Source organism: Klebsiella sp. CTHL.F3a (genome assembly GCF_019890895.1).
GTDB classification, from domain to species: Bacteria; Pseudomonadota; Gammaproteobacteria; order Enterobacterales; family Enterobacteriaceae; genus Klebsiella; species Klebsiella grimontii.
This window is the reverse complement of sequence record NZ_CP082360.1, coordinates 5,916,225-5,936,758: the sequence shown is the minus strand read 5'-3', so window position 1 is coordinate 5,936,758 and position 20,534 is coordinate 5,916,225. Positions and strand designations below refer to the sequence as shown.

Annotated in this window: 15 protein-coding genes and 3 rRNA genes; 10 read left to right on the top strand and 8 right to left on the bottom strand. The window is 52.1% G+C overall.

Translation table 11 applies throughout. The features are described from left to right. The first annotated feature begins 74 nt into the window (after nt 1-74). From K7H21_RS27765 to rrf, 3 genes are all read left to right on the top strand, one after another. A 16S ribosomal RNA gene (locus K7H21_RS27765) occupies nt 75-1,614 on the top strand. Between the two features lie 206 nt (nt 1,615-1,820). Further along, nucleotides 1,821-4,726: ribosomal RNA gene (locus tag K7H21_RS27760) — 23S ribosomal RNA — on the top strand. Nucleotides 4,727-4,926: 200 nt separating this feature from the next. Then, nucleotides 4,927-5,042, top strand: a 5S ribosomal RNA gene (rrf, locus tag K7H21_RS27755). The 16S, 23S and 5S rRNA genes sit together here, the layout of an rRNA operon. A 124-nt stretch (nt 5,043-5,166) precedes the next feature. On the opposite strand, the gene mobB is transcribed toward rrf, so the two are convergent. Together mobB and mobA are read right to left on the bottom strand one after the other, a co-directional pair. Beyond that, the gene (mobB, locus tag K7H21_RS27750) at nt 5,167-5,673 is read right to left on the bottom strand and encodes a molybdopterin-guanine dinucleotide biosynthesis protein MobB (RefSeq protein ID WP_049113233.1); all 507 of its coding nucleotides are present in this window, start codon (nt 5,671-5,673) and stop codon (nt 5,167-5,169) included. Then, nucleotides 5,670-6,251 carry a molybdenum cofactor guanylyltransferase MobA gene (gene mobA / locus K7H21_RS27745; protein WP_223035495.1) on the bottom strand — a complete coding sequence of 194 codons (582 nt, stop codon included), beginning with the start codon at nt 6,249-6,251 and terminating at the stop codon, nt 5,670-5,672. Before mobA ends, mobB begins: the two co-directional genes overlap by 4 nt. Nucleotides 6,252-6,322: 71 nt before the next feature. Here mobA and K7H21_RS27740 point away from each other — a divergent pair, with 71 nt between their 5' ends. The 3 genes from K7H21_RS27740 to dsbA all read left to right on the top strand — a co-directional run bounded on the left by K7H21_RS27740 (nt 6,323) and on the right by dsbA (nt 8,305). Continuing rightward, nucleotides 6,323-6,592, top strand: coding sequence for a YihD family protein (locus tag K7H21_RS27740; protein WP_004127077.1), 270 nt, complete (start codon nt 6,323-6,325; stop codon nt 6,590-6,592). A gap of 75 nt (nt 6,593-6,667) precedes the next feature. Next, complete coding sequence (locus tag K7H21_RS27735; protein WP_142469853.1) at nt 6,668-7,654, top strand: serine/threonine protein kinase; 987 nt, start codon at nt 6,668-6,670, stop codon at nt 7,652-7,654. 27 nt (nt 7,655-7,681) lie between these two features. Continuing rightward, nucleotides 7,682-8,305: a thiol:disulfide interchange protein DsbA gene (gene dsbA / locus K7H21_RS27730; RefSeq protein WP_004127082.1), complete on the top strand. Its 624-nt coding sequence runs from the start codon at nt 7,682-7,684 to the stop codon at nt 8,303-8,305. Between the two features lie 49 nt (nt 8,306-8,354). Here the strand turns inward: dsbA and K7H21_RS27725 are convergent, their stop codons facing one another. Continuing rightward, nucleotides 8,355-9,254, bottom strand: a complete 900-nt coding sequence (locus K7H21_RS27725) for an acyltransferase (RefSeq protein WP_223035494.1) — start codon at nt 9,252-9,254, stop codon at nt 8,355-8,357. Between the two features lie 396 nt (nt 9,255-9,650). Here K7H21_RS27725 and polA point away from each other — a divergent pair, with 396 nt between their 5' ends. Together polA and spfP are read left to right on the top strand one after the other, a co-directional pair. Further along, entirely contained in the window at nt 9,651-12,440 is a 2,790-nt protein-coding gene (gene polA, locus K7H21_RS27720) for a DNA polymerase I (RefSeq protein ID WP_223035493.1), read from the top strand. A gap of 165 nt (nt 12,441-12,605) precedes the next feature. Next, nucleotides 12,606-12,653 (top strand): small protein SpfP, encoded by a 48-nt coding sequence (gene spfP / locus K7H21_RS29455; protein WP_071892919.1) that lies wholly within the window; start codon nt 12,606-12,608, stop codon nt 12,651-12,653. A 135-nt stretch (nt 12,654-12,788) separates the two neighbouring features. On the opposite strand, the gene yihA is transcribed toward spfP, so the two are convergent. Continuing rightward, entirely contained in the window at nt 12,789-13,421 is a 633-nt protein-coding gene (gene yihA / locus K7H21_RS27715) for a ribosome biogenesis GTP-binding protein YihA/YsxC (RefSeq protein WP_004127091.1), read from the bottom strand. Nucleotides 13,422-14,004: 583 nt separating this feature from the next. Between yihA and yihI the strand changes: the two genes are divergently transcribed. Continuing rightward, nucleotides 14,005-14,511, top strand: a complete 507-nt coding sequence (gene yihI, locus K7H21_RS27710; RefSeq protein ID WP_142445133.1) for a Der GTPase-activating protein YihI — start codon at nt 14,005-14,007, stop codon at nt 14,509-14,511. A gap of 188 nt (nt 14,512-14,699) precedes the next feature. Further along, entirely contained in the window at nt 14,700-16,073 is a 1,374-nt protein-coding gene (gene hemN / locus K7H21_RS27705; protein ID WP_049113224.1) for an oxygen-independent coproporphyrinogen III oxidase, read from the top strand. A 36-nt stretch (nt 16,074-16,109) separates the two neighbouring features. On the opposite strand, the gene K7H21_RS27700 is transcribed toward hemN, so the two are convergent. The 4 genes from K7H21_RS27700 to glnA all read right to left on the bottom strand — a co-directional run bounded on the left by K7H21_RS27700 (nt 16,110) and on the right by glnA (nt 20,397). Beyond that, complete coding sequence (locus K7H21_RS27700; protein ID WP_004127096.1) at nt 16,110-16,220, bottom strand: YshB family small membrane protein; 111 nt, start codon at nt 16,218-16,220, stop codon at nt 16,110-16,112. Between the two features lie 111 nt (nt 16,221-16,331). Further along, the gene (gene glnG / locus K7H21_RS27695) at nt 16,332-17,741 is read right to left on the bottom strand and encodes a nitrogen regulation protein NR(I) (protein WP_004107350.1); all 1,410 of its coding nucleotides are present in this window, start codon (nt 17,739-17,741) and stop codon (nt 16,332-16,334) included. A gap of 8 nt (nt 17,742-17,749) precedes the next feature. Then, a complete protein-coding gene (gene glnL, locus K7H21_RS27690) occupies nt 17,750-18,799 on the bottom strand; it encodes a nitrogen regulation protein NR(II) (RefSeq protein ID WP_004127098.1) in 1,050 nt (349 codons plus the stop codon). 188 nt (nt 18,800-18,987) lie between these two features. Continuing rightward, complete coding sequence (gene glnA, locus K7H21_RS27685) at nt 18,988-20,397, bottom strand: glutamate--ammonia ligase (protein WP_004127100.1); 1,410 nt, start codon at nt 20,395-20,397, stop codon at nt 18,988-18,990. Between the last annotated feature and the right edge of the window lie 137 nt (nt 20,398-20,534).

The window sequence follows — 20,534 nt, the reverse complement described above, 5'->3', positions numbered from 1 at the left end:
GAAAAATGAATACCAAGTCTCAAAGAGTGAACACGTAATTCATTACGAAGTTTAATTCTACGAGCATCAAACTTAAATTGAAGAGTTTGATCATGGCTCAGATTGAACGCTGGCGGCAGGCCTAACACATGCAAGTCGAACGGTAGCACAGAGAGCTTGCTCTCGGGTGACGAGTGGCGGACGGGTGAGTAATGTCTGGGAAACTGCCTGATGGAGGGGGATAACTACTGGAAACGGTAGCTAATACCGCATAACGTCGCAAGACCAAAGAGGGGGACCTTCGGGCCTCTTGCCATCAGATGTGCCCAGATGGGATTAGCTAGTAGGTGGGGTAACGGCTCACCTAGGCGACGATCCCTAGCTGGTCTGAGAGGATGACCAGCCACACTGGAACTGAGACACGGTCCAGACTCCTACGGGAGGCAGCAGTGGGGAATATTGCACAATGGGCGCAAGCCTGATGCAGCCATGCCGCGTGTATGAAGAAGGCCTTCGGGTTGTAAAGTACTTTCAGCGGGGAGGAAGGCGATAAGGTTAATAACCTTGTCGATTGACGTTACCCGCAGAAGAAGCACCGGCTAACTCCGTGCCAGCAGCCGCGGTAATACGGAGGGTGCAAGCGTTAATCGGAATTACTGGGCGTAAAGCGCACGCAGGCGGTCTGTCAAGTCGGATGTGAAATCCCCGGGCTCAACCTGGGAACTGCATTCGAAACTGGCAGGCTGGAGTCTTGTAGAGGGGGGTAGAATTCCAGGTGTAGCGGTGAAATGCGTAGAGATCTGGAGGAATACCGGTGGCGAAGGCGGCCCCCTGGACAAAGACTGACGCTCAGGTGCGAAAGCGTGGGGAGCAAACAGGATTAGATACCCTGGTAGTCCACGCTGTAAACGATGTCGACTTGGAGGTTGTTCCCTTGAGGAGTGGCTTCCGGAGCTAACGCGTTAAGTCGACCGCCTGGGGAGTACGGCCGCAAGGTTAAAACTCAAATGAATTGACGGGGGCCCGCACAAGCGGTGGAGCATGTGGTTTAATTCGATGCAACGCGAAGAACCTTACCTACTCTTGACATCCAGAGAACTTAGCAGAGATGCTTTGGTGCCTTCGGGAACTCTGAGACAGGTGCTGCATGGCTGTCGTCAGCTCGTGTTGTGAAATGTTGGGTTAAGTCCCGCAACGAGCGCAACCCTTATCCTTTGTTGCCAGCGATTCGGTCGGGAACTCAAAGGAGACTGCCAGTGATAAACTGGAGGAAGGTGGGGATGACGTCAAGTCATCATGGCCCTTACGAGTAGGGCTACACACGTGCTACAATGGCATATACAAAGAGAAGCGACCTCGCGAGAGCAAGCGGACCTCATAAAGTATGTCGTAGTCCGGATTGGAGTCTGCAACTCGACTCCATGAAGTCGGAATCGCTAGTAATCGTGGATCAGAATGCCACGGTGAATACGTTCCCGGGCCTTGTACACACCGCCCGTCACACCATGGGAGTGGGTTGCAAAAGAAGTAGGTAGCTTAACCTTCGGGAGGGCGCTTACCACTTTGTGATTCATGACTGGGGTGAAGTCGTAACAAGGTAACCGTAGGGGAACCTGCGGTTGGATCACCTCCTTACCTTAAAGAACCTGCCTTTGTAGTGCTCACACAGATTGTCTGATGAATGATAAATTTCAAAATGTACTGTGAAGTGCATTGTGAAATTTTGCTCTTTAAAAATCTGGATCAAGCTGAAAATTGAAACGACACACATGTTATGTGTGTTCGAGTCTCTCAAATTTTCGCGACACGATGATGTTTTACGAAACATCTTCGGGTTGTGAGGTTAAGCGACTAAGCGTACACGGTGGATGCCCTGGCAGTCAGAGGCGATGAAGGACGTGCTAATCTGCGAAAAGCGTCGGTAAGGTGATATGAACCGTTACAGCCGGCGATGTCCGAATGGGGAAACCCAGTGCAATTCGTTGCACTATCGTTTGATGAATACATAGTCAAACGAGGCGAACCGGGGGAACTGAAACATCTAAGTACCCCGAGGAAAAGAAATCAACCGAGATTCCCCCAGTAGCGGCGAGCGAACGGGGAGCAGCCCGGAGTCTGAATCAGCTTGTGTGTTAGTGGAAGCGTCTGGAAAGTCGCAGGGTACAGGGTGATACTCCCGTACACTAAAACACACAGGCTGTGAACTCGAAGAGTAGGGCGGGACACGTGGTATCCTGTCTGAATATGGGGGGACCATCCTCCAAGGCTAAATACTCCTGACTGACCGATAGTGAACCAGTACCGTGAGGGAAAGGCGAAAAGAACCCCGGCGAGGGGAGTGAAAAAGAACCTGAAACCGTGTACGTACAAGCAGTAGGAGCCCACTTGTTGGGTGACTGCGTACCTTTTGTATAATGGGTCAGCGACTTATATTCTGTAGCAAGGTTAACCGTATAGGGGAGCCGCAGGGAAACCGAGTCTTAACTGGGCGTTAAGTTGCAGGGTATAGACCCGAAACCCGGTGATCTAGCCATGGGCAGGTTGAAGGTTGGGTAACACTAACTGGAGGACCGAACCGACTAATGTTGAAAAATTAGCGGATGACTTGTGGCTGGGGGTGAAAGGCCAATCAAACCGGGAGATAGCTGGTTCTCCCCGAAAGCTATTTAGGTAGCGCCTCGTGAATTCATCTTCGGGGGTAGAGCACTGTTTCGGCTAGGGGGTCATCCCGACTTACCAACCCGATGCAAACTACGAATACCGAAGAATGTTATCACGGGAGACACACGGCGGGTGCTAACGTCCGTCGTGAAGAGGGAAACAACCCAGACCGCCAGCTAAGGTCCCAAAGTCATGGTTAAGTGGGAAACGATGTGGGAAGGCCCAGACAGCCAGGATGTTGGCTTAGAAGCAGCCATCATTTAAAGAAAGCGTAATAGCTCACTGGTCGAGTCGGCCTGCGCGGAAGATGTAACGGGGCTAAACCATGCACCGAAGCTGCGGCAGCGACACTATGTGTTGTTGGGTAGGGGAGCGTTCTGTAAGCCGTTGAAGGTGGCCTGTGAAGGTTGCTGGAGGTATCAGAAGTGCGAATGCTGACATAAGTAACGATAATGCGGGTGAAAAACCCGCACGCCGGAAGACCAAGGGTTCCTGTCCAACGTTAATCGGGGCAGGGTGAGTCGACCCCTAAGGCGAGGCCGAAAGGCGTAGTCGATGGGAAACAGGTTAATATTCCTGTACTTGGTGTTACTGCGAAGGGGGGACGGAGAAGGCTATGTTGGCCGGGCGACGGTTGTCCCGGTTTAAGCGTGTAGGTGTGTGTTCCAGGTAAATCCGGTTCACTTTAACACTGAGGCGTGATGACGAGGCACTACGGTGCTGAAGTGACAAATGCCCTGCTTCCAGGAAAAGCCTCTAAGCATCAGGTAACATCAAATCGTACCCCAAACCGACACAGGTGGTCAGGTAGAGAATACCAAGGCGCTTGAGAGAACTCGGGTGAAGGAACTAGGCAAAATGGTGCCGTAACTTCGGGAGAAGGCACGCTGATATGTAGGTGAAGTGGTTTACCCATGGAGCTGAAATCAGTCGAAGATACCAGCTGGCTGCAACTGTTTATTAAAAACACAGCACTGTGCAAACACGAAAGTGGACGTATACGGTGTGACGCCTGCCCGGTGCCGGAAGGTTAATTGATGGGGTTATCCGTAAGGAGAAGCTCTTGATCGAAGCCCCGGTAAACGGCGGCCGTAACTATAACGGTCCTAAGGTAGCGAAATTCCTTGTCGGGTAAGTTCCGACCTGCACGAATGGCGTAATGATGGCCAGGCTGTCTCCACCCGAGACTCAGTGAAATTGAACTCGCTGTGAAGATGCAGTGTACCCGCGGCAAGACGGAAAGACCCCGTGAACCTTTACTATAGCTTGACACTGAACACTGGTCCTTGATGTGTAGGATAGGTGGGAGGCTTTGAAGCGTGGACGCCAGTCTGCGTGGAGCCATCCTTGAAATACCACCCTTTAATGGCTGGTGTTCTAACGTGGGCCCCTAATCGGGGTTGCGGACAGTGTCTGGTGGGTAGTTTGACTGGGGCGGTCTCCTCCTAAAGAGTAACGGAGGAGCACGAAGGTCAGCTAATCCTGGTCGGACATCAGGAGGTTAGTGCAATGGCATAAGCTGGCTTGACTGCGAGCGTGACGGCGCGAGCAGGTGCGAAAGCAGGTCATAGTGATCCGGTGGTTCTGAATGGAAGGGCCATCGCTCAACGGATAAAAGGTACTCCGGGGATAACAGGCTGATACCGCCCAAGAGTTCATATCGACGGCGGTGTTTGGCACCTCGATGTCGGCTCATCACATCCTGGGGCTGAAGTAGGTCCCAAGGGTATGGCTGTTCGCCATTTAAAGTGGTACGCGAGCTGGGTTTAGAACGTCGTGAGACAGTTCGGTCCCTATCTGCCGTGGGCGCTGGAGAATTGAGGGGGGCTGCTCCTAGTACGAGAGGACCGGAGTGGACGCATCACTGGTGTTCGGGTTGTCATGCCAATGGCATTGCCCGGTAGCTAAATGCGGAAGAGATAAGTGCTGAAAGCATCTAAGTACGAAACTTGCCCCGAGATGAGTTCTCCCTGACTCCTTGAGAGTCCTGAAGGAACGTTGAAGACGACGACGTTGATAGGCCGGGTGTGTAAGCGCAGCGATGCGTTGAGCTAACCGGTACTAATGAACCGTGAGGCTTAACCTTACAACGCCGAAGATGTTTTGGCGGATTGAGAAGACAACAATTTCAGCATTGATTCAGAGTTGAGTACGCAATAATTTGCGCAGCAGCAAGGCGACAAGCGAAGGAAAGGAAGGAGCATACTGAAGTATGTGACTGACTTTACGAGCGCGGGCAACGTGGCAGATGCGATAAAGAATTGCGTACTGAGCACAAAGAATTTGCCTGGCGGCGATAGCGCGGTGGTCCCACCTGACCCCATGCCGAACTCAGAAGTGAAACGCCGTAGCGCCGATGGTAGTGTGGGGTCTCCCCATGTGAGAGTAGGGAACTGCCAGGCATCAAACACGTGAAGAGCCCATCCTGACGGATGGGCTTTTTGCGTTTTTGTGGCCTGAGAAATCAGTGATGATTTAGCAAGATGACGCGTAGCGACATCTCTGCAATCTCAATTAAGGTTGCGATTAAGCCCTTTTTGACCATTGCATAATAAAAGCGGCTATCTGCGGAATATTATTTAAATCTAAAAAGGGAAGCGACGTCTCGACAGGCGTATCGCTAGCTACGGCAATCACGTCATCATCAAATACTAATTCTTCTTTGCAATGTCCGCTGTTTTTCCGAAATAGCAGAATTTTTGGCACAGCTTCATGTTTAAAACCTTCAACCAGTACGAGATCTAACGTTGATGTGTCCATTCGGCTAACCAGCCATGCCAGATCCAGCGGAGGCTCTTCGGGTGTTTCCGTCATTAATGCCCAACGCTGCGAGCTGGCGACAATCGTCTGAGCCGCCCCTGCTTTACGTAGCTCATAGCTATCTTTACCGGGTTTATCCACGTCCATATCATGATGGGTATGTTTAATGAGCCCAGGACGTATGCCTTCCGCGCGTAGCGCTGGAATCAGCGCTTTCAATAAAGTTGTTTTACCCGTGCCGCTCCAGGCGGCGATGGCTAAAAGAGGGATCATGATGACACCTGCATACTTTGTAAATCGCTGAGAGTGTTGACGTTAATAAAGGCTGATTTTACATCGCTAAAATCGACGCTATGCCCCCCCATTTTGCGCATAAACACCATAACCCGCCGCTCGCCTACCGCCAGATAGATTTCCAGCTCGCTAATCACCTCTCGATTCACCAGAGCAATCGCCGGATGGTCGCGTTCACCGTCGTGTACCCAAACGACCGGGGATGACTTTTTTTGCAGTATTAAGCGCTCAGCCAGAAATGATGGAATAAAAGGCGTATCGCACGGACAAAACAGAAACCACTCACCCTCAACCTGATGCATAACGGAAAGCATGCCAGCTAGCGGCCCGGGAAAGTCGTTCAGAGAGTCGGTAATAATCGGGTAGCCGCTGCTTCGCCAGCAATCAAGATTGCGGTTAGCGCTAATCACCAGCTTTGTGACCTGGGGTTGCAGCGTATCGGCGACATGACGCCACAGCGCTTTCCCCTTCAGCAACTGCAATCCTTTATCAACACCTCCCATACGCGTACCTCTCCCACCTGCCAGTACAACGCCGGTTATTACCTTACCCTGCATATTAATATCGCCTCTTTCATTGTGGGATTGTCCCTGCTAACGTACACCTATCAAGAGTAAGGAGCATTGCTATGAAATGTAAACGCCTGAATGAAGTCATTGAACTCCTCCAGCCGGCCTGGCAGAAAGAACCCGAGCTGAATTTGATTCAATTTTTGCAAAAACTGGCGAAAGAGGCTGGTTATGCCGGTGAACTGAGCGATCTTTCCGACGATATTCTGATTTATCACCTGAAGATGCGCGACTCGGCAAAAGAGGCCGTTATCCCCGGTATCCAGAAAGATTATGAAGAAGATTTTAAAACTGCGCTGCTACGCGCTCGCGGAGTGATTAAAGAGTAAAAGGTTGTAAGCGCTGCCGCGGAATCGGCAATGAGATGATATCCTGTATCATTCGTACGATTATCGGATGTCAGGATGCACGATAAGGCTTTCACTTTTCAGACGCTTCACCCGGATACCATCATTGATGGTTTATTTGATCTGGGAATGCGGGTGGACTCAGGTCTTACCCCGCTTAATAGCTATGAGAACCGAGTTTACCAGTTTCAGGACGAAGACCGTCGCCGCTATGTGGTGAAGTTCTATCGTCCTGAGCGCTGGTCCGCCGAACAAATCCTCGAAGAACACCAGTTTTCCCTTCAGCTCGTTCAGGACGAAGTCCCTGTAGCGGCGCCATTGTCATTTAACGGAAGTACCCTTCATCAGCATCAGGGGTTCTTTTTCGCCGTGTTCCCAAGCCTGGGGGGACGTCAGTTTGAGGCGGATAACCTCGATCAGATGGAATGGGTTGGGCGCTACCTTGGTCGTCTGCATCAAACGGGACGCAAACAGCGTTTTGTCGCGCGCCCGGAGATTGGCACCAATGAGTACCTTCTTGAGCCCCGGCAGGTCTTTGAGCTCTCCCCGCTGATAACAGCAGGGCTGAAAGAGGCTTTTCTTAACGCCACCGATAAGCTGATAGATGCGGTAATGGCGCAATGGCACGGACGCGCCAATATCTTACGTTTACACGGTGATTGCCATGCAGGAAACATCCTCTGGCGCGATGGCCCTTTGTTTGTTGATTTAGATGATTCACGTAATGGACCTGCTATCCAGGATCTGTGGATGCTGTTGAACGGTGATAAGGCCGAGCAACGGATGCAGCTTGAGATGATCATTGAAGCGTATGAAGAGTTTAGCTCTTTTAATACGGATGAAATTGCCCTCATCGAACCTTTACGTGCAATGCGCTTAGTTTATTATCTGGCGTGGTTGTTAAGGCGCTGGGAAGATCCTGCTTTTCCTAAGAACTTCCCGTGGTTAACAGGGGAAGATTACTGGCGTGGGCAGACAACAACTTTTCTTGAGCAGGTAAAGGTTCTACAGGAACCGCCTCTTCAGTTAACGCCAATGTATTAATGTGATATATCCAGGAGAGAGTTAATCATGAAAAAAATTTGGCTGGCGCTGGCTGGTATGATTCTGGCTTTTAGTGCATCCGCTGCCCAGATCACCGACGGTAAGCAGTATATTACCCTCGATAAGCCCGTTGCTGGTGAGCCTCAGGTGCTCGAGTTTTTCTCGTTCTACTGCCCGCACTGCTATCAGTTTGAAGAAGTGCTTCATGTGTCAGATAACGTGAAGAAAAAGCTGCCTGAAGGCGTCAAAATGACGAAATACCACGTAGAGTTCCTGGGCCCGTTGGGCAAGGATCTGACTCAGGCGTGGGCCGTCGCGATGGCGCTGGGTGTGGAAGACAAGATCACTGTCCCGATGTTTGAAGCGGTACAGAAAACACAGACCGTTCAGACCGTAGCCGATATTCGTAAGGTCTTCGTTGACGCTGGCGTTAAAGGTGAAGATTACGATGCAGCCTGGAACAGTTTTGTAGTGAAATCCCTGGTGGCTCAGCAAGAGAAAGCCGCCGCTGATTTCCAGCTGCAGGGCGTACCCGCTATGTACGTTAACGGCAAATATCAGCTTAACCCGCAGGGTATGGATACCAGCAATATGGACGCATTTGTTGCCCAGTATGCCGATACCGTTAAGCAGTTAGTTGAGAAGAAATAAAAAATAAACGCCGGTTACTGACCGGCGTTACGCTTTTCAGCGCCCAGCATCATTTTCCTTTCTGCTGCATTATTTCCGTTAACTGACGATCTTTATCTTCCCAAAGCGTATTTAGCCAGCGCTGAAACCGCCGCTTAAAGTTTTTATCATTCACATAATCGCCGTGCAGCTCTTCTGTCACGGGTTCAAGGCGGATGCGTACTACAATCCGCGTTAATCGGCCGCTCAGCATGTCGTAAAACGGTCGGTGATGATTCTCTGGATAACACAGTGTAACGTTCAGCAGCTTATCAAACTGCGAGCCCAGGACGCTTAATGCCATGGCAGTACCGGCAGCTTTTGGTGCTAATAAATTATTATAAGGCGAGCGGGTCTGCAGCCGCTTCTCTTCAGTAAAACGTGAGCCTTCGACAAAGTTAACGATAGTGGTGGGATGCGAGCGGAATTTCTCGCAGGATCCACGGGTGGTTTCCACATCTTTGCCGCGGCGTTCTGGATGGCGGATTAAATAACCCCGGGAATAACGGCGCATAAAAGGCATATCCAACGCCCAGCAGGCCAGGCCAATAAACGGCACCCAGGCGAGCTGTTGCTTCAGGAAATATTTATTCATCGGGATATGTTTGCGGAACAGTACGCAAAGCACCACGATATCGGCCCAGCTATGGTGGTTGCTGATAAGCAGATACCAGTTTTTCTTGTTCAAGCCTTCCAGGCCCTCAACATCCCACTTAAGCCAGGGATTAAGGCGCAGCAGCAGGGCCAACCCTTCACACCAGCAGTACATCATGAAATTGCAGAAAATGGATATCGAGCGCCAGACCGCAGTAACAGGCACAAGCAGTTTAATCAGCCCCGCGATGATTATTGGCACGGAACATATAATGGTGACTACGATAGTCAGGGCGATACTCAGCGGGAGCGTTATCGCAGCGAGTAATCTCGACATAGTTAATTTATTCAGAAAGTTAGGCTGACAAAGAACGCGTTTAAACAGCGCAAGCGGCTGATTTTACCAGAAAATAGAGCAAATGACGGGTTTTACCTGGATAGAAAAATTTCCGGATCTTATATCCACATGGAACATTGAGTCATCATGATGTTATTAACGCAAGTCATTAATTCATAATGTCATGATAAATATAGAATAATTTATCAATAGATTATTTTATTAATGATGGTTTAGTCATCGTTATAAAACTATTCACAAAGTTATCCACAGGTTGACACATCATACGATCGACGGGATCGCGGAATCTTTTCGACGAAATGCGGGAAAAATTCAGGATTTAATGCCCGTCTGTGGCATCCTTTACCGATAATCTGATAAACAGGCACGGAAATTATGGTTCAGATCCCAGAAAACCCTCTCATCCTCGTTGACGGCTCCTCTTACCTTTATCGGGCATATCACGCGTTCCCTCCGCTGACGAATAGCGCTGGCGAGCCGACAGGCGCAATGTATGGCGTACTGAATATGCTGCGAAGCCTGATCCTGCAGTATCAACCGACCCATGCCGTCGTCGTGTTTGATGCCAAGGGGAAGACTTTCCGTGATGAACTGTTTGAGCACTATAAATCTCATCGCCCGCCGATGCCGGACGATCTTCGGGCGCAGATCGAGCCGCTGCATGCCATGGTCAAGGCGATGGGCCTGCCGCTGATGGCCGTCCCTGGCGTAGAAGCTGACGATGTCATCGGTACCCTGGCGCGTGAAGCTGAAAAGGTCGGGCGTCCGGTACTGATTAGCACCGGCGATAAAGACATGGCTCAGCTGGTTACGCCGGGTATTACGCTGATTAACACCATGACCAACACCATCCTTGGCCCGGATGAAGTGGTGACCAAATATGGCGTGCCGCCGGAGCTGATCATCGATTTTCTGGCCCTGATGGGGGACTCATCGGACAACATCCCTGGCGTACCAGGCGTGGGTGAGAAGACGGCGCAGGCGTTGTTACAGGGGCTGGGCGGCCTTGATACGCTATATGCGGAACCTGAAAAAATCGCCGGACTGACCTTCCGCGGTGCAAAAACAATGGCAGCGAAGCTGGAGCAGAATAAAGAGGTGGCCTATCTCTCTTATCAGCTGGCGACAATCAAAACCGACGTCGAGCTGGATCTGGGCTGCGAAGATCTGCTGGTTGCACAGCCCATCGCTGATGAACTGCTGACGCTATTTAAAAAGTATGAGTTCAAACGCTGGATCACCGATGTCGAGTCCGGCAAGTGGATGCAGGCAAAAGGCGCGAAGCCTGCGGCGAACCCGGTAGCAGCGGTGGCAGCAGTGGCTGATGCCGAAGAGGAAACCGCCACGGCGCTCTCTTCTGAAAACTATGTCACGATTCTTGATGAAGAAACGCTGCTGACCTGGATTGAAAACCTGAAGAAAGCGCCGCTTTTTGCCTTTGATACCGAAACTGACAGCCTGGATAACGTTTCAGCCAATATGGTCGGTTTATCCTTCGCTATTGAGCCTGGCGTTGCGGCCTATGTACCGGTTGCCCATGATTATCTGGATGCACCGGATCAGATCCCGCGTGACCGTGTCCTTGAGCTACTGAAACCGCTACTGGAAGATGACAAGATTCTGAAGGTTGGGCAAAACCTCAAATATGACCGCGGTATCCTGGCTAACTACGACATTGAATTGCGCGGTATTGCCTTTGATACCATGCTGGAATCTTACATTCTTGACAGCGTGGCGGGCCGCCATGATATGGATAGCCTCTCCGATCGCTGGCTGAAGCACAAAACCATTACTTTTGAAGAGATTGCGGGTAAAGGTAAAAACCAGCTTACATTCAACCAAATCGCGCTGGAAGAAGCGGGCCGCTACGCGGCGGAAGATGCCGACGTCACGCTACAGCTGCACCTGAAAATGTGGCCTAAACTTCAGCAAAATGATGGCCCGCTGAACGTCTTTAAAAATATTGAAATGCCGCTGGTGCCGGTACTATCCCGCATTGAGCGCAATGGCGTGAAGATCGATCCGGCCGTACTGCATGCGCATTCTCAGGAGATAGCCAAGCGCCTGGTTGAGCTGGAGAAAAAAGCGTACGACATCGCGGGTGAAGAGTTTAACCTTTCTTCTCCGAAGCAGCTGCAAACGATCTTGTTTGAAAAACAAGGTATTAAGCCGCTGAAGAAAACCCCGGGCGGCGCGCCCTCGACCTCGGAAGAGGTGCTGGAAGAGCTGGCGTTGGACTATCCGCTGCCGAAAGTCATCCTCGAATATCGTGGTCTGGCCAAACTCAAGTCCACCTATACCGATAAGCTGCCGCTGATGATCAGCCCGAAAACGGGCCGGGTTCACACCTCTTATCACCAGGCGGTTACGGCAACGGGACGTTTGTCGTCTACCGATCCGAACCTGCAGAATATTCCGGTGCGCAATGATGAAGGGCGCCGTATCCGCCAGGCGTTTATTGCACCGGAAGATTATCTCATCGTCTCTGCCGACTACTCGCAAATTGAACTGCGCATCATGGCGCATCTGTCTCGCGACAAGGGCCTGTTGACCGCGTTTGCGGAGGGGAAGGATATCCACCGCGCGACGGCGGCCGAGGTTTTCGGTTTGCCGCTGGAGAGCGTCAGCAGCGAGCAGCGCCGCAGCGCGAAGGCGATCAACTTCGGCCTTATTTATGGCATGAGCGCGTTCGGACTTGCGCGCCAGCTCAATATTCCGCGCAAAGAAGCGCAAAAGTATATGGATCTCTACTTTGAGCGCTATCCGGGCGTGCTGGAGTATATGGAGCGCACCCGCGCCCAGGCAAAAGAGCAGGGGTATGTTGAAACGCTCGATGGTCGTCGCCTCTATTTGCCGGACATCAAATCCAGCAACGGAGCGCGTCGTGCCGGTGCCGAGCGTGCGGCGATCAACGCGCCGATGCAGGGAACCGCCGCCGATATTATTAAGCGTGCGATGATCGCCGTCGACAGCTGGCTGCTAAGTGAAAAACCACGCGTGCGGATGATCATGCAGGTGCACGATGAATTGGTCTTTGAAGTGCATAAAGACGATCTTGAGGCGGTTGCGAAAAAGATCCATGAACTGATGGAAAGCAGTACGACGCTGGCGGTTCCGCTACTGGTGGAAGTTGGAAGCGGAGAAAACTGGGATCAAGCGCACTAAGTATTCGGCAGGTATGGTCATTTCTTGTAAGTGAGTAACATAACTTATCGTATTTTGTGATGATCATTTGAATTTGCTATGTAAAGAGTGAAAAAAAACTACAAAAAATGCTTTATCCGTAATCGAAAGAAGAGTAGAGTTAAAGACGTAGGGTACAGAGGTAAGATGTTCTATCTTTCAGACCTTTTACTTCACGTAATCGGATTTGGCTGAATATTTTAGCCGCCCCGGTCATTTATGACCGGGGCGTTTTTTATTGCGCGAAAGAAAATTTTTGCGTATCGATGCTGATGAGGCGGGCTACCCGGACAGGGCGTCAAGCGCCGCTACCCGGGGTAATTAGCGAGACTATTCGCCGTCTTCAGGTTCTTCCTGAGGTGGGATATCGTTATACCAGCTATCCAGTTTCTGCCGTAGTTTATCCACGCCTTGCTTCTTCAGGGAAGAAAATCCTTCCACCTGCACATCTCCGTTAAAGGCGGTTACCGCTTCACGGACCATAGCGATCTGCGCTTTCCGCGCGCCGCTGGCCAGCTTATCGGCTTTGGTCAGCAGCACCAGAACCGGAATATCGCTTTCAACCGCCCACTGGATCATCTGCTGATCGAGATCTTTAAGCGGATGACGGATATCCATCAGCACAACCAGGCCTTTCAGGCAAAGGCGTTTCTCGAGATATTCACCCAGTGCGCGCTGCCACTTGATTTTCATCTCTTCGGGAACCTGGGCATAACCATAGCCCGGCAGGTCGACCAGGCGTTTGCCCTCAGCGACTTCAAACAAGTTAATCAGCTGCGTACGGCCGGGCGTCTTCGAAGTACGCGCCAGGCTTTTCTGGTTAGTCAGCGTGTTCAGAGCGCTGGATTTCCCGGCGTTAGAGCGGCCAGCAAAGGCCACTTCAATACCGGTATCGGCAGGAAGATGGCGGATATCTGGCGCGCTAGTGACAAAATGCGTCAGTTGATAATTCCAGTTGGTCAAGACGGTCGTCTCCGTTAAATCAGGCTTTGACGGGGATTATACCTGAACAGCAGAAAAAGGCTGTTTTTACCGCACCTCATCGCTGTAAGCTAAAACCACAGTCTTTGTAAGACATTGGCTATTGATTATATGAGAAATACATGAGGAAAAACTGAGTAAACATAATACAAATTCTGATAAATCATCGTGTTGGGCTGAAAGAAAATTCTGAAACTCGTTTTTTTTCCGTACAGTCGGTTGTAGGTTTTTCTCAAAACAGTAAAGTAGCGGTCAAGGGCGAGGATGCTGACAGGATTATGACTCAGGATGAGGAGTCAGGAAGCGCCAGGAGGCGAGGACTACGGATTGTCAGGATGACAAACGTCTGGAGACGTTTTAAAAGGAAATGGATGTAACAGGGACCGTTGGTCGCTAAAGGAAAGACAGGGTGTGTCGTTAGCGAACATGGAAAGTAGAAGCCCATTAAGGGTTGTTAGTGCGGAAAAAGGCGACAGAGTAATCTGTCGCCTTTTTTCTTTGCTTGCTTTCTGCTAGATTCCGCCTCAATTCTATACTGAAGAAAACGGCCTGAAGATTACACAACATGAAAAAACCGACATCCGTACCTCGCGGCAAAAAAAATCGCAAAACCCGTGAAGAATTGAACCAGGAAGCCCGCGAGCGTAAGCATCAGAAGAAGCATCGTGGCCACGCGGCAGGAAGTCGTGCGACCGGTGGCGAGACCGCTTCGGCAGGTAAAAAACAAGGCCAGCAGCAAGATCCCCGAATTGGCAGTAAAAAACCAATCCCGCTGGGCGTAACTGAAAATGCTCCGGCGATTAAGCAGCATAAACCAAAGAGCGAGAAACCTATGCTTTCACCGCAGGCTGAGCTGGATTTGCTGGAGAACGATGAGCGCCTGGACGCGCTGCTGGAACGTCTGGAAGAGGGCGGCACCCTGAATGCCGAAGAGCAGGCCTGGGTTGACGCCAAGCTGGATCGTATTGATGAGCTGATGCAGCAGCTGGGCCTCTCATACGATGATGACGAAGATGAAGAAGAGGAAGAGCGCAAAGAAGATATGATGCGTCTGCTGAAGGGTGGAAACTAACGTTTGCACCCCATCGGATTCCCGGTCCTGCTTATAACCCTTCTGGTTATATGTTATCTGCTGTGGTTATTCGTTAAACTACGACGGTTGTCGCGGCGTCAAAAATGGCTGCGCAACCGGCTCATTACCCGAGGTGCGGTTGGGCCGGGGCGGCGTACCCGCCGACGGTACCATCGGAAGGAGTGAGCATGTCTGTGCAGTTAATCGACTGGGATCTGGCCCTGATCCAGAAATATAACTATTCCGGGCCGCGTTATACTTCGTATCCCACCGCGCTGGAGTTTTCTCCAGAATTCGGCGCCGCTGAATTTGATGCGGCGGTTGCCCGCTATCCGCAGCGTCCCCTGTCGCTGTACGTGCATATCCCGTTTTGCCATAAGCTTTGCTATTTCTGCGGCTGCAATAAAATCGTCACCCGCCAACAGCATAAGGCCGACCAGTATCTGGATGTGCTTGAGCAGGAGATTATTCATCGCGCGCCGCTTTTTGCTGGCCGCAAAGTTAATCAGCTGCACTGGGGCGGCGGTACGCCAACGTATTTAAACAAGGCGCAAATTAGTCGTCTGATGGGTCTGCTGCGTACCCATTTCAATTTTAACGCGGATGCAGAGATCTCCATTGAGGTTGATCCGCGCGAAATCGAACTCGATGTGCTGGATCATTTACGCGGCGAAGGCTTTAATCGCCTGAGTATGGGCGTGCAGGACTTCAACAAAGAAGTACAGCGCCTGGTGAATCGCGAGCAGGATGAGGCCTTTATCTTCGCGCTACTCAACCATGCGCGCGACATTGGCTTTACCTCGACTAATATCGACCTGATTTACGGCCTGCCGAAGCAGACGCCGCAGAGCTTCGCTTATACGCTACAGAAAGTGGCGGAGCTTAATCCCGATCGTCTGAGCGTGTTCAATTACGCGCATCTGCCCACGCTCTTCGCCGCGCAGCGCAAAATCAAAGATGCCGATTTGCCCTCAGCGGAGCAGAAGCTGGACATTCTTCAGGAAACCATCAATTCACTGACGGCCGCGGGATATCAGTTTATCGGCATGGACCACTTTGCCCGTCCGGATGATGAACTGGCGATAGCCCAACGTGAAGGTATCCTGCATCGGAACTTCCAGGGATATACCACCCAGGGAGACACCGACCTGCTGGGGATGGGCGTGTCGGCGATCAGCATGATTGGCGATTGCTACGCGCAGAACCAGAAAGAGTTGAAGCAGTATTATCAGCAGGTTGATGAAACCGGAACGGCGCTGTGGCGCGGTATCGCGTTGACTCGCGATGACTGTATCCGCCGTGACGTGATTAAGGCGCTGATTTGTAACTTCCGTCTCGACTTCGCTGCGGTAGAAGCGCAGTGGGATCTTACCTTCGATAGCTACTTTGCCGACGATATGAAATTGCTGGCGCCGCTGGCCAAAGACGGGCTGGTGGATGTGGATGGGAAAGGCATTCAGGTAACGCCGAAAGGCCGGCTGCTGATTCGCAATATCTGCATGTGTTTTGATGCGTATCTGCGCCAGAAAGCGCGGATGCAGCAGTTTTCCCGCGTCATATAAGCAATATCCCCTCTCCTGGCAGGAGAGGGGATATTATCAGCTAAACAGGCCAACCATTGCCGCGCACAGAACGGCAGCGACCGCCGTCTGCGGCGTATGACCCGCTGCAACACCGCTCGATATAATATTAATGAGTGATTCAAGCATGATTTCTCCCCCGTCTTTCCGGGCAAGATCATACTCAACGCATGGCAACAGTAAAGTACAAAATAGCAGCAGTTTGCGCTGGGTGACTATTTTTTACTCGCCAGTGCGCAGCTACTCCATCCCCAACTCTTTTAGCTTACGCGTCAGGGTATTACGACCCCATCCCAGCAGCCGGGCCGCCTCTTGTTTATGCCCCTGAGTGTGGCGTAAGGCGGTGGTCAGCAGCGTGCGCTCCATCTCAGGTTGCGCTTCCGAGAGCAGGTTTTGATGACCGGAACGCAAAGCGCGATCGGCCCACTGTCCCAGCAGCGTGGCCCAGCTATCCGGCAGCATTTGCGTTGGGTTATCCGGTATCGCGGTTTCAAAAAGCTCGCTGGGAAGATCCTGCGTCAGAACCTCCTGACCTGCGGCCATTACCGTCAGCCATCGACAGGTATTTTCCAGCTGACGTACGTTACCCGGCCATGCCAGTCGGGTTAACGCCATCTCCGTCTCCGGATGCAGCTGTTTGGCCTCTACGCCCAGCTCACGGGCGGCGATTTGCAGGAAATGTCGCGCCAGACGGGGGATATCTTCCCGACGTTCGCGCAGCGGCGGCAGATGGACGCGAATCACGTTAAGGCGGTGGAATAAATCCTCGCGGAATTTTCCTTCCTGGACGCGCAGCTCAAGGTTCTGGTGGGTTGCGGCAATGATGCGCACATCCACTTTCACCGGCGCATAGCCGCCGACGCGATAAAACTGGCCATCAGCGAGGACGCGCAGCAGGCGAGTCTGTACGTCCAGCGGCATATCGCCGATCTCGTCGAGGAACAGCGTGCCGCCGTCTGCCTGCTCAAAACGTCCCTGACGCACAGTATTAGCGCCGGTAAAGGCCCCTTTCTCGTGGCCAAATAGTTCTGATTCGATTAAATCTTTAGGTATTGCCGCCATATTTAGCGCGATAAACGGCGCCTTGGCGCGCGGACTGTGCCGATGGAGAGCATGGGCAACCAGCTCTTTACCGGTACCGGATTCCCCGTTGATCAGTACGCTGATTGATGAACGCGACAGGCGGCCGATAATGCGAAAAACGTCCTGCATGGCCGGCGCTTCGCCGATGATATCGGCCGTCGGGCTGTTAATCGGCGCATTACGCGGCTGCTGCTGTTCCTGGTAATGGCTAATCGCACGGTCGACCAGCGCCACCGCTTCATCGATATCAAACGGCTTCGGCAGATAATCAAAGGCGCCCTGCTGATAGGCGCTGACCGCCGCGTCAAGATCCGAATGCGCCGTCATTATGATGACCGGGAGCATCGGATGACGCTGTTTAATTTGCTTTAGCAGCGCCAGCCCATCCATCCCCGGCATGCGGATATCCGACAGCAGCACATCCGGGGTTTTGGTCGTGAGGGCATCAAGCACCTCATTGCCGCTTTCAAACGTTGTACAACTCAAGCCTGCCCCGGTGAGCGCGCGTTCAAGCACCCAACGGATGGAGCTATCGTCGTCAACGATCCATGCTATCCCTCGTTGCATAAACACCTCTACTTCCGAATAGGCAGGTACACCGAGAATTCGGTATGCCCTGGCCAACTGGTAAATTCAATTTTGCCGGAGTGCTGATCGATAAGGCTGCGGGCGATAGACAGACCGAGTCCGGTACCGCCTTCGCGTCCGCTCACCATGGGATAAAACAGCGTATCCTGTAAGTGAGATGGGATTCCCGGGCCGTTATCTTCAACGTCGATACGCGCTGCGAGGCGGTAGCGCACGCCGTGCAGGGTTAACTGGAAGGCCGTCCGGGTGCGCAGAGTGATCTCTCCGCCCTCCGGTCCCAGCGCCTGCAGCGCGTTGCGTACGATGTTCAGCAGCACTTGTTCAATTTGGTCTGGGTCGTGCGGGAGTTCTGGCAGGCTGGGGTCATAGTCGCGCACCAGCTTAACGTTATCCGGTAGTTCCATCGACACCAGCTTCACCACCCGCTCAGCGACCTTGTGGATGCTTTCTGTTACATGCATTCCGGGATGCTGTGGTCCCAGTAGACGGTCGACCAGATTTCTTAACCGGTCGGCCTGTTCAATAATGACTTTGGTATATTCCATTAGCGCAGGGTCGGGCAGCGCTTTGCTCAGCAGCTGCGCCGCGCCGCGCAGGCCGCCCAGCGGATTTTTAATCTCGTGGGCCAGACCACGCACTAAGTCACGCGCGGCAATCTGTTGTGCGTGCTGTAGCTGCTCCTGGCTCAGGCGACGCTGATTATCCATCGGCGCCATTTCCAGCAGGATATAGCCTTCCGGTAGGCGTTGCGCCGTTAGGGAAAGGATATGCGAGCGGCCATCAATAACCAGCGTCACTTCGTTATCGGTAAAACCCTGACCTGCGGCGAGGCTCTCTTGCATGAGGCCGATATTCAGCGAGAAATAGCTCAACAGCTCCGGCAGCGGCGTGCCGAATAATTTACGCGAGCTTTGCGCCAACAGCTGCTGCGCCGCCGGGTTCGCGTAATGTACCGCCAGGTCGTCATCGACCAGTAAGATACTGTTGATTAAAGAGTTAAGGATCTGCCCAGCATCGGGCAGTGTGCCTGTTGCCATTCGACAGTCTCCTGAAAAAGAGTGCACCATTTTAGTGCAGTATAGCTTTTTATGAATAAAAAGCTCATGGGATCAGCGCGTTGGTGGAGAAAAAAGCCCATCCTGAGATGGGCTGAAAGTTTCCACGGCAACAAAACATCCTTGGTACCCCACGCCACAACACGGAATACCGCGGATTTACAGCAAAATTAGACGCTGTAGTACAGCTCAAACTCAACCGGGTGCGGAGTCATGCGTACGCGGTCGTTTTCTTCAATACGCAGGGCGATGTAAGCATCGATAGCGTCGTTGGTGAATACGCCGCCGGCGGTCAGGAATTCACGGTCCGCGTCCAGCGCGTTCAGTGCTTCTTCCAGAGAGCCTGCAACCTGTGGGATCTCTTTCGCTTCTTCCGGCGGCAGATCGTACAGGTTTTTATCCATGGCTTCGCCCGGATGGATTTTGTTCTTGATACCGTCAAGGCCAGCCATCAGCAGCGCCGCGAAGCACAGGTACGGGTTAGCAGCCGGGTCCGGGAAGCGAACTTCGATACGGCGCGCTTTCGGAGAGGTGACAACCGGAATACGGATAGACGCGGAACGGTTACGGGCAGAGTAAGCCAGCATAACCGGCGCTTCGTAACCCGGGACCAGACGCTTGTAGGAGTTGGTGGTCGGGTTAGCCAGGGCGTTAATCGCTTTAGCGTGTTTGATTACGCCGCCGATATAGTACAGCGCTTGTTCAGACAGGCCTGCGTATTTGTCGCCGGAGAACAGGTTTACGCCGTTCTTGGACAGGGACATGTGGCAGTGCATACCGGAACCGTTATCGCCAAACATCGGTTTTGGCATAAAGGTCGCGGTTTTGCCGAAACGGTGTGCAACGTTGTGCACAACGTATTTGTAAATCTGAATTTCGTCCGCTTTTTTGGTCATGGTGTTAAAGCGGGTCGCGATTTCGTTCTGGCCCGCAGTCGCCACTTCGTGGTGGTGAGCTTCAACAACCAGACCCATCTCTTCCATGATCATACACATGGTGGAGCGGATATCCTGTGAGGAGTCTACTGGCGGAACCGGGAAGTAACCGCCTTTCACACCCGGACGGTGGCCCTTGTTGCCGCCTTCGTATTTGGTGGAAGAGTTCCATGCGCCTTCGATATCGTCGATAGCAACGTGGGAACCGGAGATGGAGGCACCAAAACGGATGTCGTCGAACAGGAAGAATTCTGGTTCTGGCCCGAACAGCACGGTGTCAGCCAGACCGGTAGAGCGCAGATACTCTTCAGCGCGCTTAGCAATGGAACGCGGGTCGCGATCATAGCCCTGCAGGGTGCCTGGTTCCAGGATGTCGCAGCGGATGATCAGCGTCGGTTCTTCATAGAACGGGTCGATCAGCGCGGTGGTTGCATCCGGCATCAGAACCATGTCGGATTCGTTAATACCTTTCCAGCCGCCAATCGAGGAGCCATCAAACATTTTGCCTTCTTCGAAGAATTCGGCATTTACCTGATGAGAAGGAATAGTAACGTGCTGTTCTTTACCTTTGGTATCGGTGAAGCGCAGATCGACAAACTTCACTTCATGCTCGTTCAGCATCGTCAAAACGTGTTCAGCGGACATACTTAAACTCTCCCGGATTGGTCATTGTCGTCGTGGAAACGAAAACTTTTTAACTACGTAAAGTGGCGTTGTTGCCTTAAAAAATATAAAGCGAAATCTGTGCCAACTTTTAAATTGCCCCCAAAAGGCGTTATCAT